Raw genomic sequence first — 14645 nt, forward strand, 5'->3', positions numbered from 1 at the left:
CGGCCGGATGGCCGGGGCGCCCCTTGCCGTCGGCAGCCTGTCGGATCGGCCGAACGGAGCCGAACACACCGGATCCCTCCAGGGGGATTGAAACCGCCCGTCCGGGGTAATACGGCGCGCGCGTACAGCCAGCGCGGACGTCGGCACGAGGGGTGACGGGATGGACGGCGACGGTCTCCGGCTCAACATGAACGGCCTGGACTACCTGATTCTGGCGCTGTACTTCGTCACCGTCCTCGGGGTCGGCTTCGCCGCTCGCCGGGCGATCCGGACCAGCGTCGACTTCTTCCTCTCCGGCCGTTCCCTGCCGGCCTGGGTGACCGGTCTCGCCTTCGTCTCGGCGAACCTGGGCGCGTTGGAGATCATCGGAATGGCCGCGAACGGGGCCCAGTACGGTGTGATGACGGTCCACTACTACTGGATCGGTGCCGTCCCGGCCATGGTCTTCCTGGGCATCGTGATGATGCCCTTCTACTACGGTTCCAAGGTCCGCAGCGTGCCGGAATACCTGCGGTTGCGGTTCAACCGCCCCACACACCTGCTCAACGCGCTCAGCTTCGCCGTCGCCCAGGTGCTGATCGCCGGTGTCAACCTCTACGCGCTGGCCCTCGTCATGCAGGCGCTGCTCGGCTGGCCGCTCTGGACGGCGATCGTGGTCGGCGCGGCGATCGTGCTGGCGTACATCACCATCGGTGGCCTGTCCGGGGCGATCTACAACGAGGTGCTCCAGTTCTTCGTCATCCTGGCCGGTCTCATCCCGGTCACCGTGATCGGCCTGGTCAAGGTCGGCGGGTGGAACGGTCTGATGGACGCGGTCGGCGACACCAAACTCGGCGAGGCGGGCCTGCACGCGTGGCAGGACACCGGCAGCACCGCCAACCCGCTGGGCGCGCACTGGATCGGCATCGTCTTCGGCCTGGGCTTCGTCCTGTCGTTCGGCTACTGGACGACGAACTTCGCCGAGGTGCAGCGGGCCCTCTCGGCCAAGAACATGAGCGCCGCCCGGCGTACGCCGATCATCGCCGCGTACCCGAAGCTGTTCATCCCCCTGGTCACGATCATCCCCGGTCTGGTGGCCCTGGTGACGGTGAAGGGGCTCGGCGCGGAGAGCGGCGACCTCCAGTACAACAACGCCATCCCGCTGTTGATGCGCGACCTGCTCCCCAACGGCGTGCTCGGGGTCGCGGTCACCGGCCTGCTCGCCTCGTTCATGGCTGGCATGGCGGCCAACGTGAGCGGCTTCAACACCGTCTTCACCTATGACATCTGGCAGGCGTACATCCGCCGTGACCGGTCGGACGAGTACTACCTGCGGATCGGCCGGTGGGCGACGGTCGGCGCCGTGGTGATCGGGATCGGCACCGCGTTCATTGCGGCCGGGTTCAGCAACATCATGAACTACATCCAGGCGCTCTTCTCCGTCTTCAACGCGCCGCTGTTCGCCACCTTCATCATCGGCATGTTCTGGAAGCGGATGACAGCGCTGGCCGGCTTCTGGTCGCTGTTGCTGGGCACCCTGGTGTCGCTGAGCCTCTACCTGCTCTACAAGGGCGGAGTGATCGATTTCAACTCCGACCTGGAGGAGAGCTTCTGGGGTGCCGGCCTCGCCTTCGTCACGGCGGTGGTGGTCGCCGCGATCATCACCCCGCTCACCGCGCCCAAGCGGGACGAGGAACTGCGCGGGCTGGTCTACGGGATGGGCGGCATCGACCTGAAGGGCGACGTGCTCGCCGGCGACGCCGTCTGGTACCGCTCCCCCGTGCTCCTCGGCGTGATCGCGGTCGTGCTGGCCGCCCTCTTCTACATCCCGGTCTTCTAGGAAAGGGGTCGGCAGATGGACAACCACAGCCAGCCGGCACAGGACCCGCTGATCGACGAGTCGGAGGCGGAGCAACGGCGGTCCGCCGCGGCCCGGCTGTTCGACATCCGCCGGGTGATCGGTGGCCTCTTCGTGGCGTACGGGATCATCGTGACGCTGATCGGCATCTTCGACAGCCGGGCCGAGATCGACAAGGCCGAGGGTGTGCGGATCAACCTGTGGGCCGGGCTGTCGATGCTCGTCTTCGGCCTGCTCATGCTGCTCTGGCAGTGGCTGCGTCCCGCGGACCCGCCGGCCCCGAACGAGCAGCCCCCGGGAGCTGATCGCACGGCCTGACCGCACGGCATGAGCACGGCCCGGCCTGACCGCCGGGCCGTGCGGCATGAGCGCGGCACGAAGGGGTACGCGAGGGAATCCAGGCACCGTGTCGGACCCAGGAGGCAGCACCATGACCGATCGCGATCGCCAACCGCCGCTGGAGGACAGCCCGGAGGTGGCCTCGGCGGTGGATGATGACATCACCGTCTCGCAGTTTCGGACCGGAGGTGGGCCCGACCGGGACACTCCGGGCTTCGCCGAGCCCCGCAGCCGACCGGACGACCTCGCTCCGGACACCGACGAGCTGATCGGCGACCCGTACGCCGCCGGCACCGGGGCGACCGGGACGGGCACCGGCGCTGGCGGGGACAACATCCGCACCGGGAGCGAACAGCCCTGGGAGCCGGAGGACCTGGTGATGGCCCGCGGGCAGGACCTCACGCCGGAAAACCTGGAGAAGGCCCGCCGTGACCTGGCCGAGCAGGGCCGGGCGGCGATCGAGCGCACCGTGCCCTGATCGGGCAAGGGGGGTCCCCGGCCCGACCAGAACGGTCGGACCGGGGACCCGGGGGGAACCTGCCGCCGGCAGTGCCTCACCAACTGCCGGCGGCCGGTGGGTGTGCAGCGTTCCGGTCAGAGAGCCGGGTACGCGTTGCGCATGAGCTCCTGGAACTGGGCGGAGAACCACGCACCGGAGATCGGCGCGTCCGGCAGAGCCCCGGACGGGTTGTTGCCGTTGCGGGCGTTACCGCCGTACGTCGGGTCGCACATCCGGTCGAAGCCCTTGCCCTCGTTGTTCGGGATCTCCTTGCTGGAGCCGTCCGACTCACCCGGCGGCTTCACCCAGACGTAGGCGTCGATGCCCGTCGCCGGGTTGGCCCGCGGCCGCTCGCCGAGGCCGGCGCCGGCCTGGTTGCACCAGTTGCCGAGGTGGGCCCGACGGTCGATGCGACCTCCGTTGACGTACGTGTCGACGCTGGTCGTGGCGCCCGGCCCGGTCGGCCGCGCGGAGCCGCCCCACCCGTTGCGGGAGGTGTCGATCAGCATGCCGATGTTGGAGTTGAAGCCGACCGAGACCAGCTTCGTGCGGAACGCCTGGGCGAAGGACAGCTCGTCGACGTAGAAGTTCCAGTCGACCCACTTGGACTGCCGCACCGTCTGACCGTTCACGTTGTCCGTGACCTTGAAGTACGGCTCAGTCAGCGCCGAGTAGTTGGCGGTGTTGGTGATGAACCCGTGCACGTTGTTGACAGTGCTGCCGGAGGCCACCGCGGCGGTCTTCAGGATGTCGGCGGTCGGGCCGAAGTTGGAGTCCCAACCGAGCCAGCCGTGGTGACCGGCGTCGATGTAGTTGTAGACGTTGCCGATCGCGCCCAGCTTGGCGAGGGCGTAGCCGACACCGTTGACGTACGCGCCGTTGGCCTTGACCGTGTCGCACATGACAGTGCCGCCAGGCTGACCGGACGTGTTGGTGACCAGGTTCGGCAGCGAGTCGATCTCGATAACGTTGATGATCCGCAGGCTGCTGTACTTCGACTCACCCTGGATCGCGGCGATCGGGTCGATGTACTGGGCCTTGTACTTGGGCAGCTCGTCCGGGCCCAGCTCACCGTTGGAGGCGAGCGCGGAGCAGTCCCGGCCGGGCAGGTTGTAGATCACGAACTGGATGTAGCCGGCGCCCTGACGCAGCGCCTCGTCCAGGTGCTCACGCACACCGAAGGCGCCGTTGGAGCTGCTGTCCGGCGTGCCGTTGATCGCGGCGATCCGGTCCAGCCAGACGGCGGTGGGGTTGTTGGAAACCCGGCTTCCGCCGGCCTCGGCGTCCGCCTTGGCCTTCCACTCCGGATTCACGTAGCCGCGCGCCCCGGCATAGGGGTTGTCGACCTTGGTGCCGGGCGGCGGCGTGGTGGGCGGCGGGTCGGTGGGCGGAGGCGTGGTCGGCGGCGGCGTGGTCGGCGGGGGCGTGGTCGGCGGGGTGGTGCCACCGTTGCAGACCACGCCGTTCAGGGTGAACGAGGTCGGCTTCGGGTTGCTGCCGCTCCACGCGCCGTTGAAGCCGATGCTCGTTGACGCGCCGGTGGCGAGAGTGCCGTTGTAGGACAGGCTCTTGGCGGTGACCTGGCTGCCGGACTGGGTGAACTCCGCCGACCAGCCCTGCTGCACGCGCTGGCTGGAGTTGGGGAAGGTCCAGCCCAGCGTCCAGCCGTTGAGCGGGTCACCGACGTTCTTGATGGTGACGCTGGCGGTGAAGCCGCCGGGCCACTCGTTGCTCGTGTAGGCGATGTCGCACTGAGTCGCGGCCTGCGCCGCGGTGACCGGAATCGTCACCAACCCGCCGGCGACCAGGACACCCGCGCCGGCGAGCGCCATGGTCCGGCGTGGGCCGGACAGCCTTCTCCACACATTCATGCCACTGATCTCCTTGGGCGAGACCGGGCCCGCGTACGGCCCGGCGAGACGGCCCGGCGGGCGTCCTGCACGGACGGCCTCCGGCGCCAACGGGAATCTTTGGGGGGCGCCCGACCCGGACGGGCGATGGTGGTGGTGGTGCGCGGCCGATGCGTCGGCCGGTCGATCGGCGGCGGGGACGTCGCCCGGTGAACCGGTGCCCTCGACTCCCAGCCTGCGCGGTGTGGCTCACCTCACCGCGTTGGACGATTCTCGCATGGGAGCGCTTCCATGGCAATGGCTCGATGCGTTGCGCGCGCGGCCGTCCCTCGACCCGTTTCGGACGATACCCCCGAGTGCACTCGGGCAGCACGTTGCGGACCGGACCCGCCGCGACCGGGATGACCGGCGCGGGTTGGGCACGGGCAGGCCGGAACGCCGTGCGCCGCATGCAAGGGCGTCCCGCACCTGAGACGACACTGAGCGTGGCGAAAGCCGCGTAGCACCCCTTTACCTCTTACCTGGGTCAAAGGTCAAAACGCGAATCTTTCACTTCATAAGTCATGAAACCGTCTAACGTCGGTCTTAGCTCGGTTGTCGCCGGGCACAGGACAACAGGGATGGAGTGACGCAGGTCATGGCTAAGAAGATGCTCGGGAAGGTCGTTGCGGGCGCCGCGCTCGGCGGTGCATCGCTCCTGGTGTTCGCGCCGGGGATCGCGTTCGCGGACGGCCACGACGACGCCAAGGACCGCGACGGCAAGGTCTACGCCAAGCCGCACGTCGTCAAGGCTGGCGAAGAGGTCAAGCTCCTCGAGATCTGCCCGGATCGGCAGGAGCACGCGTACGTGTGGTCCAAGGTCACCGGCAAGGTCAAGCTCAAGCCGGCCCACGAAGACCGGGGTGAGGACCGCGAGTGGCGCGAGGAGGAGAACTCCTCGGACCACGACAAGGGCAAGGACGAGCACGGCAAGGACGACAAGGGCAAGGACCACGAGGGCAAGGACGAAAACGGCAAGGACGAGCACGGCAAGGACGACAAGGGCAAGGACGACAAGGGCAAGGACCACGAGGGCAAGGACGAAAACGGCAAGGGCGAAGAGGGCAAGGGCGAAGACGGCAAGGACAAGCCGCAGCCGCCCGCCGACGGCGCCCAGCCCGGCGGCCAGGGTGGCGGCGCTGCCGCCGACGCCTACGGCGACGAGGGCAGCAAGGACTGGAAGGGCGAGGAGCACGGCCAGGACGCGGACGACAGCCGCGACAAGAAGGACTGGGACTCCAAGGACGAAGGCAAGAAGGACTGGGAGTCCAAGGACGAGCACGGCTCCGGCGAATACGGCTCGGACAAGGGCTGGGAGTCCAAGGACGAGCACGGCTCCGACGAGTACGGCTCGGACAAGGGCTGGGAGTCCAAGGACGAGCACGGCTCCGACGAGTACGGCTCGGACAAGGGCTGGGAGTCCAAGGACGAGCACGGCTCCGACGAATACGGCTCGGACAAGGGCTGGGAGTCCAAGGACGAGCACGGCTCCGACGAGTACGGCTCGGACAAGGGCTGGGAGTCCAAGGACGAGCACGGCTCCGACGAGTACGGCTCGGACAAGGGCTGGGAGTCCAAGGACGAGCACGGCGGTTACGGCTCGGAAGAGGGCCGTTCCGACGAGCGCGACTGGGACAAGGAGCGCGAGTTCGTCTACTACGGCGAGGCCAAGGTCGACAAGGACGCGAAGCCGGGTCGCTACGAGCTCAAGGGCTCGTGCGGCGAGGGTGAGCTCGTCGTGCTGCCGCACGGCGGTGTCGACGGTGGTGACGGTGGCGCCAGCACCGGCACCGACCGTGGCCTGGCCACCGGCGGGGCGGGCCTGCTCGGCGCTGCCGCGCTGGGCGGGATCGTGCTGATGCGTCGCCGGCGGACCGATGGTTCGCTCGTCTGACGTGACGACGACACGGGCCGGCGGCCGTCACGGGAGACCGTGGCGTGCCGCCGGCGCGGCCGTCGTCGTCACCATGGCCATGATCGGCGCCGGGATGATCGGCGCCAGTCTGAAGGACACACCGGCTCCCCGACCGCCGCAGCCGTTGGCTCAGGCCGGTCCCGAGGTCACCGGGTCGGCGAGCACCGCCGACGACGCCCCGGCGGTCGACGGGCAGCCGGTCGGAGACGCGCCGGCGGGACTGGCCCGTTCGGCCCCGACCAGCATCGAGATCCCCCGGATCGGTGTCGACGCGACGATCATGTCGTTGGGCACCAACCCGGACGGCACCGTCCAGGTCCCTCCGCTCGACCAGGCCGACAAGGCCGGTTGGTACGAGCCGGGTGCGAGTCCCGGCGAGACGGGCAACGCGGTCATCGTCGGGCATGTGGACTCGGCGGTGCTCGGTCCGGCCGTCTTCTTCGACCTCGGCGCGCTCATCCCCGGTGACACCGTCACCGTGCGCCGGGCCGACGGGGTGCCGGCCACCTTCACCGTCGACTCGGTGAAGTCGTACCCGAAGACAGCCTTCCCCACCGAGTTGGTGTACGGGCCCAGCGACCGGCCTGGCCTGCGGGTGGTCACCTGCGGCGGTCAGTTCGACGCGGTCGCCAAGAGCTACCCGGACAACATCGTCGTCTTCGCCAGCCTGGTGGCCTGAGCGGGGACGAAACGAAACGCGGTCCGGCCGGTCGGGGTCACCCGATCGGCCGGACCGCGTCCGGTGTGCCTGACTCAGGCGGCCGCGGAGGTCCGCACCAGGGTGCGGATCTGGCGCAGCAGCACCGAGAGGGCGGCGAGGTCCGCCCGCGACTCGTCGAACTCCCCCATCGCCCGTCGAGCGCGGTGGATCGAGGTGGCGTTCGACTGCTCCCACTGCTGCACCCGCTCGTGCGGCGGCAGGTCGCCCGGGGTGGACTCCAGCACCTCAGCGGTGAGCGCGGCCAGCGCGGCGTACAGGTCGTAACGCAGCGCCATCCGGGCCAGCGTCTGCCAGCGGTCCTCCCGCGGCAGCAGGGAGATCTTCGACAGCAGCGAGTCCACCCGGAACAGGTCGGACAGCACGAAGTAGACCGAGGCCACCTCGCCGACGTCCCGTCCGCTGACGTTCGCGGTCTCCACCACGTCCATCAGACCGAAGCTGTACATCAGTCGGGTAGCCCGCTCGGCCAGCTCCCGGGGCAGCCCACGCTCGGTCATCGAGTCCATGTGCGAGACGATGCCCTGCCGCTCGTCGCCGTAGAACAGGTCCTCCAGACCCGGGAGCAGTCGGGTCACCCCGTCCCGCAGCCGGGCGATCTCGGCCGGCACGTCGATCGGCGAGCGGCGGTTGGAGACCAGCCACCGCACCGCCCGGTCGAGCAGACGGCGGGTGTCCAGGTAGACGCTGGTCTGCAACTCGGGTGCGACCTTGTTGTCCAGCGCCTCCACCGCGTCCCACAGGTCCCGCAGGCCGAACACCTCGCTGACCACCACGTACGCACGGATCACGTCCGCCGCGCTGGCCGCGGTCTCCTCGACCACCCGGAAGATGAACGAGATGCCACCCCGGTTGATCGCCTCGTTGACGAGCACTGTGGTGACGATGTCCCGGCGCAGCCGGTGCCTGCCCATCCGGTCGGCGAACCGTTCGCGCATCGGCGTCGGGAAGTAGTTGACCAGGACCTCGGTCGTCCACTCCTCGTCGGCCAGCCCTTCGGTGAGGATCTCCCGCTCCAGGACGATCTTCACGTACGCGAGCAGCACGGCGAACTCCGGCGCGGTCAGGCCCGATTCGCTGCGGACCGCCAGCTCCTCGTCCGGAGGAAGGGCCTCCAGCGCCCGGTCCAACCCGCCCGACCGCTCCAACTCGTTGATCATCCGGCGGTGCACCGGCAGCAGCGAGGCGGCCTGGGCCTGGGCGTTGTTGATCGCCCGCGCCTGGTCGTAGTTGTCCCTCAGCACCAGCTCGGCGACCTCGTCGGTCATCCCGGCCAGCAGCTCGTCCCGCTCGGCCGTGGTCAACTCGCCGTCGGCCACCGCGGTGTTCAGCAGGATCTTGATGTTCACCTCGTGGTCGGAGGTGTCCACCCCGGCCGCGTTGTCGATGAAGTCCGTGTAGATCCGGCCACCGGTCAACGCGTACTCGATCCGGCCGAGCTGGGTCCAGCCCAGGTTGCCGCCCTCGCCCGCCACCCGGCAGCGCAGGCTGCGCCCGTCCACCCGGATCGCGTCGTTGGACTTGTCGCCCACCTCGGCGTTGGTCTGGGTGGACGCCTTGACGTAGGTGCCGATGCCGCCGTTCCAGAAGAGATCCACCGGGGCGGTCACGATCGCCTTCATCAACTCCTGCGGCGACAGCTGCGTGACGTCGTCGTCCAGGCCGATCGCCGCCCGGACCTGCGGCGTGATCGGGATGGACTTGGCGGTACGCGGGAAGATGCCGCCGCCTGCCGAGATCAGCTCCGGGTTGTAGTCCTCCCACGACGAGCGGGGCAGATCGAACAACCGCCGCCGCTCCGCGTACGAGGTGGCCGCGTCCGGGTCCGGGTCGAGGAAGATGTGCCGGTGGTCGAAGGCGGCCACCAGGCGGATGTGATCGGAGAGCAGCATCCCGTTGCCGAACACGTCGCCGGACATGTCGCCGACGCCGACCACCGTGAAGTCCTGGGTCTGGGTGTCCAGGCCCAGCTCCCGGAAGTGCCGCTTGACCGACTCCCAGGCGCCCCGGGCGGTGATGCCCATCTTCTTGTGGTCGTAGCCCGCCGAACCACCGGAGGCGAACGCGTCGCCCATCCAGAACTTGTGGGTCCTGGAGATCTCGTTGGCGACGTCGGAGAACGTCGCCGTGCCCTTGTCGGCGGCCACCACCAGGTACGGGTCGTCGCCGTCGTGCCGGACCACGTCCACGGGAGGCACGATCTGCCCGCTGACGATGTTGTCGGTGACGTCCAGCATCGCGCCGACGAACTCCTGGTAGCAGGCGACCGCCTCGTCCCGGTCACCCGGCTTCTGCTTCAGCACGAAGCCGCCCTTGGCACCCACCGGCACGATCACGGTGTTCTTCACCATCTGCGCCTTGACCAGGCCGAGCACCTCGGTCCGGAAGTCCTCCCGACGGTCGGACCAGCGCAACCCGCCCCGGGCCACGGGCCCGAACCGCAGGTGCACACCCTCGAAGCGGGGCGAGTAGACGAAGATCTCGAACTTCGGTCGCGGCGCCGGCAGGTCCGGAATGGCCTGCGGGTCGAGCTTGAACGCCACGTACGCCTTCGGCCGCCCGTCGGCGCGCTTCTGGTAGAAGCTGGTCCGCAGGGTCGCCTCGATCAACGTCAGGTACGAGCGCAGGATCCGATCCTGGTCGAGGCTGGCCACGTCGTCCAGCGCCTCCCGGATCATCTCCACCAGCTCACCGCTGCGCTGCTGCCGCTGCTCGGTCGTCTGCTCGCCCGGCGCGAACCGGGTCTCGAACAGATCCACCAGCAACGCGGCGATCTTCGGGTACGCGATGAAGGTCTGCTCCATGTAGTCCTGCGAGAAGACCGTGCCGGCCTGCCGCAGGTACTTCGCGTACGCCCGCAGCACCACCACCTGCCGCCAGGTCAGCCCGCCGCGCAGCACCAGCTCGTTGAACCGGTCCACCTCAGCCTCGCCGCGCCACGCGGCCGCGAAGGCGTTCTCCACGTGTGGGCGCACCTCGGACAGCTCGTGGTGCCCCTCGGGCAGCAGGAGGCCGAAGTCGTACAGGTAGACCCGACCGTCGATCCGGTCCACCTCGTACGGGTGCTCGTCGACCACCCGTACGCCGAGTGAGTGCAGCACCGGCAGCACGGCGGAGAGCATCATCGGTTCGCCGTACCGGTAGACCTTGAACCGGACGTCCATGGCCTCGGCGAGGTCCGCACCGGGCACCCGGGTGCCCGGCCGGGGCGCGAGCTGCTTGCGGAACAGGTGCATCTCCAGCTGGCCGGGCTCCTCCAGCAGCTCCAGCTTCGCCAGGTCCTTCATTGCCTCGTACGGCGTGTGCCCGTCCTTGTAGCCCTCCGGGAACGCGTCGGCGTACCGGGTGAACAGGTGCTTGGCCTGCTCGTCGCCGAGCTTGCGCTCCAGCACCAGCCGGTAGTCGTCGTCCCAGAGCCGGGTCGCGTCGGCCAGCTCCTCGGCCAACAGGTCGGCGTCGATGTCGCCGGGCGGCCGGGTCGGGTCGGTGCGGACGATGAAGTGCACCCGGGCCAGCATCGACTCGGTGACCCGGGTGGTGTAGTCCACCCCGACACCGTTCAGCTCGCGAAGCAGGATGTCCTGCATGCGAAGGCGGTTCTGCGTGGTGAACCGGTCCCGGGGCAGGTAGATCAGGCAGGAGATGAACCGCCCGTACGCGTCCCGGCGCAGGAAGACCCGCAGCTGCCGGCGGCCCGCCATCCGCAGCACACCGACCACCGCGTGGTACAGGTCGTCGGTCTTGATCTGGAACAGCTCGTCGCGCGGGTACGTCTCCAGGATCTGGATCAGATCCTTGCCGGAGTGGCTGCGCTGACTCAGGCCGGAGCGGTCCAGCACCTCGGCGACCTTGCGGCGTACGACCGGCAGCTCGCGGACGCTGGTCCGGTACGCGGCCGTGGAGAACAGGCCCAGGAAACGCCGCTCGCCGATCACCTCGCCGTCGGTGTTGAAGATCTTGAAGCCGATGTAGTCGAGGTAGGCCGAGCGGTGCACGGTGGCACGCGAGTTGGCCTTGGTGATGATGAGCAGGCGCTTCTCCAGCACCTTCTCGTGCGCCTCGGGCGTCATCGACGACAACGACCGTGCGTCCGGCGAGTCCGAGCGCAGGATGCCCAGCCCGGTGCCGAGCACCGCCTCCAACGCCTTGCCGTCGACCGGGTCGGTGGTGTCACTCCCGGCGGCGTCCACCAGTCGGTACTCGCGGTAGCCGAGGAAGGTGAAGTGGTCGTGGGCGAGCCACCGCAGCAGCTCCACCGAGTCCGTGATGTCCTTTTCCGGCACCGGGGGGCGATTGTCCGAGGTGCGGGCCGAGGCCAGCTCGTCGGCGAGCGCGAGGGCCCGCTGACGCATCTTCGGCCAGTCCTCGACAGCCTCCCGCACATCGGTGAGCACCCGCTGCAACTCGCGACGCAGCCGGTCCCGCTCGGCCGCGTCCCGGACCGGGTCGATCTCGATCCGCATCCAGCTCTCGATGATGTCGCCGGAGATCGCGTCATCCGGCTCCACGTCCGCGGAGACCTCGGTGAGCCGCCCCAGCGGCTCACGCCGGACCACCACGAGCGGATGCACCAGCAGATGCACGTCGAGGTGGTACGAGTTGAGCAGCGCGGTGACCGAGTCGACCAGGAACGGCATGTCGTCAGTGACGATCTCGACGACGGTGTGGTGCTGGTCCGCGTGCGGTTCGTGGATCCGCAGCTTCAACTCGCCGGGAACCCGCTGCTGGGCGAGGTCCCGGTGTGCCCGGGCCGCGTCGAGCATCTCCTCTGCCGTGAAACCGACCAGTTCCTCGTCCGGGGCGAACCGCCAGAAACGGCCGACAAGTGTCGCCGCGTCGTGGTCGTCCCCGGCGAGCGCGACAGCCTGGGCCACCAGGCGCTCCGCGTTGGGAACTGGTTCGTCGAGCTCGGCGTCCTCCACGTCGTCGGCCAACGCCTCGGTCGGCAGGCCCAGATCGTAGAGGGTGTCGATGCTCGACCCGGTCAGCCCGGTGACTCCCGTGTCGAGCCGGCCGTAGCCGTCCCCGTCGGTCGCCGAATCGAAGCTGTCGTCGTCCCGGCCGGAGTCATCCTGCCGGAGGTCGGGTTCCGGTTTGATCGCCGGACGCCGGTCCATCGGTGCCACTCCCCTCGACCCACCGCGTTGTGGGTCACTCTGCCGCCCAGCCTAGGCCCTGCCGTTCTTCGCCTTCGTCGGCGGACCACTGGCCAGACGTCCGGATCGGGACTTTGTCCTTTCACCCGTTGCGGGTCCGAGGTTGGCCGGCTGCGGGATACCCGCCACGCGATGTTCATCACACGGGCGCGGCCCTCTTTACCCGCGCTCGCGCGCCCACGGGACGTTGGGGACGGCGTCGGCGTACTACCGTGCGAGGGCAGTCTGAGATCGGAAGGACCAGCTCCATGCCCTTGTCGTACCCCCGGCCCCACCGGCCGAACCACGCCCGCCGCCTGACCGCCGCCCTCACCACAGCGCTGCTCACGGCCGGTGTTCTCGCCGGCTGCTCGGGTGACGACGGGCCGCAGAGCAGCGTCGACGCCTTCCTCAGCGGTTGGCGCAGCGGCGATCTCCAGGCGGTCGGTCTGATCGACCCGACCGGCAACAAGCTGCCGTCGGCCGAGGTGACTCGCGAGATCAAGGAGCTCTCCGGTGAGCTGGCGGCCACCCCGCCCACGCTGAAGCGGCGCGGCGAGCCGAAGGTCACGAAGGACATCGCGACCGCGACGGTCCAGGTGGAGTGGAACCTGCCCGGTCAGACCCGCTGGGCGTACGACCGGGAGTTACGCCTCGCCCACGGCGATGACGACCAGTGGCAGGTGATCTGGGAGCCCAGGGTCGTGCACGAGCAGCTCACCAAGGGTGACCGGTTGGCGCTGCGCCGCGACGCCGGTGCCCGGGCCGCGGTGTTGGACGCCGCCGGGCAACCGCTCGTGACTCCGCGCCCGGTGGTCCGGGTGGGCGTGCAGCCCGACGGGGTCACCGACATCAAGAAGCTGGTCAAGGACCTCGACGGGGCGTTCAAGGCGATCCGCCCGGCGCTGGTGCCCGCCGTCGACCTGGCCGACCTGCCCGAGCGGGTCGCCAAGGCCGAGCCGGGTGCCTTCGTCGAGGTGGTGTCGCTGCGCGAGGAGGCGTACCTCCAGATCAAGCCCCGGATCTACGACCTGGACGGCACCAAGTTCATCTCCGCCAAGGTCGACCTGGCGCCGACCCGGGAGTTCGCCCGGGCGGTGCTCGGCACTGTCGACCCAGCGCAGGCGGACGACCTCACCGCACACCCGGACCGGTACGTCGCCGGTGACCTGGTCGGGCACGGCGGGTTGCAGGGCCGCTACGACGAACGGCTGCGCGGCGCGCCCGGGCTGACGGTGGTGGTCGAGCGGCCGGCCGAGGGCGGCAAACTGGAGTCCACCGGCACTGAGCTGTTCCGTCGGGAGCCGCAGCCCGGCCAGACGCTGAAGACCACGCTGGACGTCGCCGCCCAGAACGCGGCCGACGGGGCGCTGCGCGCCGAGTCCCGCCGCTCCGCCGTGGTGGCTCTCCGGATCAGCGATGGCGCGGTGCTCGCCGCGGCGAACGGTCCCGGGCCGGCCGGGGAAAACCTGGCCTTCACCGCCCAGGTGCCGCCGGGCTCCACGTTCAAGGTGGTCAGCACGCTGGGCCTGCTGGACCGGGGCGCTGTCACTCTGGACGGGCCGGTTGCCTGCCCGAAGACCTTCACCGTCGACGGTCGGTCCTTCAAGAACTCCGACAACTTCGAGCTGGGCTCGGTGCCGTTCCGCACCGACTTCGCCAAGTCCTGCAACACGGCGTTCGCCTCGCTGGCCCCGAAGCTCGGCGGTGACGGGCTGGCCGCTGCCGGCCGCGCGTTGGGCCTGGAGGGTCAATGGGACCTCGGCACCGACGCCTTCACCGGCAAGGTATCCACGGGCGGCAGCCCGGCCGAGCAGGCCGCGGCATCGTTCGGGCAGGGCACCACGCTGGTCAGCCCGCTGGCCATGGCCGGCGCCACCGCCGCCGTCGCCCGAGGCCGGTTCGAGCAGCCGAAGCTCCTGCTCGACCCGGCGCCGGCCAAGCCGGCCGCGGCGGGTGAACAGCTCAAGCCGGAATCGGTCGCGGCGCTGCGTTCGATGATGCGCGAGGTGGTCACCAGCGGCACCGGCAGCGCGCTCAAGGATGTGCCGGGCGAGGTGTACGGCAAGACCGGCACCGCCGAGTACGACGACAACCCGGCCCACACCCACGCCTGGTTCGTCGGTTGGCGGGGCGACGTGGCGTTCGCCGTGTTCGTGGAGAAGGGCGGGGCCAGCACTACCTCGGCCGTCCCGATCGCCGAGCGCTTCCTCCGCGCCCTCCCACAGTCCTGACACCCGCGCGACAAGCGCACCCGCAGCGAGCGGCCCCCGCACCACGAAGGCGTTGATCGACTCGGTTTCACGGAAACTG

Annotated in this window: 8 protein-coding genes; 6 read left to right on the forward strand and 2 right to left on the reverse strand. The window is 69.5% G+C overall.

Features of this window, described 5'->3' with window-relative positions; translation table 11 throughout:
• Nucleotides 1–160: 160 nt before the first annotated feature.
• From FBZ33_RS25190 to FBZ33_RS25200, 3 genes are all read left to right on the forward strand, one after another.
• Nucleotides 161–1819 carry a sodium:solute symporter family protein gene (locus FBZ33_RS25190; protein WP_141910908.1) on the forward strand — a complete coding sequence of 553 codons (1659 nt, stop codon included), beginning with the start codon at nt 161–163 and terminating at the stop codon, nt 1817–1819.
• Between the two features lie 15 nt (nt 1820–1834).
• A complete protein-coding gene (locus FBZ33_RS25195; protein ID WP_099848129.1) occupies nt 1835–2155 on the forward strand; it encodes a hypothetical protein in 321 nt (106 codons plus the stop codon).
• A 112-nt stretch (nt 2156–2267) separates the two neighbouring features.
• Nucleotides 2268–2654: a hypothetical protein gene (locus tag FBZ33_RS25200; RefSeq protein WP_088949871.1), complete on the forward strand. Its 387-nt coding sequence runs from the start codon at nt 2268–2270 to the stop codon at nt 2652–2654.
• Between the two features lie 116 nt (nt 2655–2770).
• Here the strand turns inward: FBZ33_RS25200 and FBZ33_RS25205 are convergent, their stop codons facing one another.
• On the reverse strand, nt 2771–4546 hold the full coding sequence (locus FBZ33_RS25205) for a glycoside hydrolase family 6 protein (RefSeq protein ID WP_141910909.1): 1776 nt from the start codon (nt 4544–4546) through the stop codon (nt 2771–2773).
• 616 nt (nt 4547–5162) lie between these two features.
• On the opposite strand from FBZ33_RS25205, the gene FBZ33_RS25210 reads away from it, so the two are divergent.
• Together FBZ33_RS25210 and FBZ33_RS25215 are read left to right on the forward strand one after the other, a co-directional pair.
• On the forward strand, nt 5163–6458 hold the full coding sequence (locus tag FBZ33_RS25210) for a hypothetical protein (RefSeq protein ID WP_141910910.1): 1296 nt from the start codon (nt 5163–5165) through the stop codon (nt 6456–6458).
• A 1-nt stretch (nt 6459) separates the two neighbouring features.
• The gene (locus tag FBZ33_RS25215; protein ID WP_141910911.1) at nt 6460–7158 is read left to right on the forward strand and encodes a class F sortase; all 699 of its coding nucleotides are present in this window, start codon (nt 6460–6462) and stop codon (nt 7156–7158) included.
• A gap of 74 nt (nt 7159–7232) precedes the next feature.
• On the opposite strand, the gene FBZ33_RS25220 is transcribed toward FBZ33_RS25215, so the two are convergent.
• On the reverse strand, nt 7233–12314 hold the full coding sequence (locus FBZ33_RS25220) for an NAD-glutamate dehydrogenase (protein WP_141910912.1): 5082 nt from the start codon (nt 12312–12314) through the stop codon (nt 7233–7235).
• 287 nt (nt 12315–12601) lie between these two features.
• On the opposite strand from FBZ33_RS25220, the gene FBZ33_RS25225 reads away from it, so the two are divergent.
• Nucleotides 12602–14566: a penicillin-binding transpeptidase domain-containing protein gene (locus FBZ33_RS25225; protein ID WP_141910913.1), complete on the forward strand. Its 1965-nt coding sequence runs from the start codon at nt 12602–12604 to the stop codon at nt 14564–14566.
• Nucleotides 14567–14645 lie beyond the last annotated feature (79 nt).

Source organism: Micromonospora sp. A202 (genome assembly GCF_006715105.1).
Taxonomy (GTDB): domain Bacteria; phylum Actinomycetota; class Actinomycetes; order Mycobacteriales; family Micromonosporaceae; genus Micromonospora; species Micromonospora zamorensis.

What these genes read in the sequence shown, in the direction of transcription:
- FBZ33_RS25190 (WP_141910908.1), top strand. Translation starts at nt 161, where the DNA reads ATGGACGGCGACGGTCTCCGGCTCAACATGAACGGCCTGGACTACCTG.
- FBZ33_RS25225 (WP_141910913.1), top strand. Translation starts at nt 12,602, where the DNA reads ATGCCCTTGTCGTACCCCCGGCCCCACCGGCCGAACCACGCCCGCCGC.
- FBZ33_RS25210 (WP_141910910.1), top strand. Translation starts at nt 5,163, where the DNA reads ATGGCTAAGAAGATGCTCGGGAAGGTCGTTGCGGGCGCCGCGCTCGGC.
- FBZ33_RS25220 (WP_141910912.1), bottom strand. Translation starts at nt 12,314, where the DNA reads ATGGACCGGCGTCCGGCGATCAAACCGGAACCCGACCTCCGGCAGGAT.
- FBZ33_RS25200 (WP_088949871.1), top strand. Translation starts at nt 2,268, where the DNA reads ATGACCGATCGCGATCGCCAACCGCCGCTGGAGGACAGCCCGGAGGTG.
- FBZ33_RS25195 (WP_099848129.1), top strand. Translation starts at nt 1,835, where the DNA reads ATGGACAACCACAGCCAGCCGGCACAGGACCCGCTGATCGACGAGTCG.
- FBZ33_RS25205 (WP_141910909.1), bottom strand. Translation starts at nt 4,546, where the DNA reads ATGAATGTGTGGAGAAGGCTGTCCGGCCCACGCCGGACCATGGCGCTC.